This is a genomic window from Paenibacillus barcinonensis (assembly GCF_003217495.1).
Taxonomy (GTDB): Bacteria; Bacillota; Bacilli; order Paenibacillales; family Paenibacillaceae; genus Paenibacillus; species Paenibacillus barcinonensis.
This window is the reverse complement of the sequence record NZ_QJSW01000069.1, coordinates 1-1,157: the sequence shown is the minus strand read 5'-3', so window position 1 is coordinate 1,157 and position 1,157 is coordinate 1. Positions and strand designations below refer to the sequence as shown.

Below are 1,157 nucleotides of genomic sequence, written 5' to 3'. Positions count from 1 at the left end.
TTTTTTCTTCCAGGTAGCTGTAGTTTTCTTCGCTACCATACCCCGCATCGGCAATGACGATCTTCGGTTTTCGGCCCAGCATTTCTTCCAGGTGCTCCAGATGGGGCTTCAGACATTTGGTGTCCGTGGGCCGCTGATGCACACTGTAGCCCAAAACAAACTGATTTTCCGTTCCGATCTGCACGTTGTATCCAGGCTTTAATTGACCATTTCGCATGTGATCTTCTTTCATTCGCATGAAGGTGGCGTCCGGATCGGTTTTGCTGTAGCTGTTTCGCTCACCAGCAGTTTGGATTTGATGCTCGTATTTTTGCAGCCGCGGCAGCAAGTCCTTTCGCAACTGGCGTACGGCTTTCTTGAGTGTTTTGTTTTTCGGTTTCTCGCTTAATTTTTCCTCCAATTGCTGGACGGCTAGCTCGAGCTTGTCCGCCGTGAGCGCCGAGGCTTCGCCAAGTTCAGGCAGGTCGGCCCCCGTGTGGAGGGCATCTTCTTCGTTTTCTGCCTCTTCGATGGCTTGAAACAGGGTATGTACTTTTTCTTGCAACTTGGCTTGGTGCTTGACGACGGCTTTTTTCCATACAAAGGTGTAGCGATTCGCACTCGCTTCCAGCTTGGTTCCGTCCAGAAAATAGTGATCTAACGATACATATTGTTCTTGAACCAGCAACTCCAAAACACGGGTAAACACGGTTTCGAGGACCTCTTTCATCCGCTCGGAACGAAAGCGATTGATGGTACGGAAGTCTGGCTGCTGCCGCCCGGCGAGCCACATGAACATGATATTTTCGCGAACCGCCTTGGCGATTTGCCGGGAAGAATAGATGCGCTGGGTGTAAGCGTAGATGATGATTTTGGTGAGCATTTTGGGATGATAGCTGTGACGTCCAACACCCGGGTATGCGGCGGAGAAAATGGAGTCGCTCAGGCGATGAACGGCCCCGTTCACGACACGCACGAGGTGATTTTCGGGGATATCTGTCTCCAAATCCATTGGCAAGAAAAGTTGATCCATGGTATATTGAATGTACAAAGAAACCGTCTCCTTTTATAAATGGTGGGTCGCACTTCCATTTTACCAAGGAACGGTTTCTTTTTGTTGCACAATTTTGGAGAATGGGGCTATCCCAATTCATTTTTATGACTTATGGGACAGCCCC

The 1,157-nt window shown here is 49.4% G+C and carries 1 protein-coding gene; it reads right to left on the bottom strand.

Going from position 1 to position 1,157, the window contains the following annotated elements:
* On the bottom strand, positions 1-1,030 hold a 1,030-nt coding region (locus tag DFQ00_RS28690), incomplete at its 3' end, for an IS1182 family transposase (protein ID WP_110899779.1).
* Positions 1,031-1,157 lie beyond the last annotated feature (127 nt).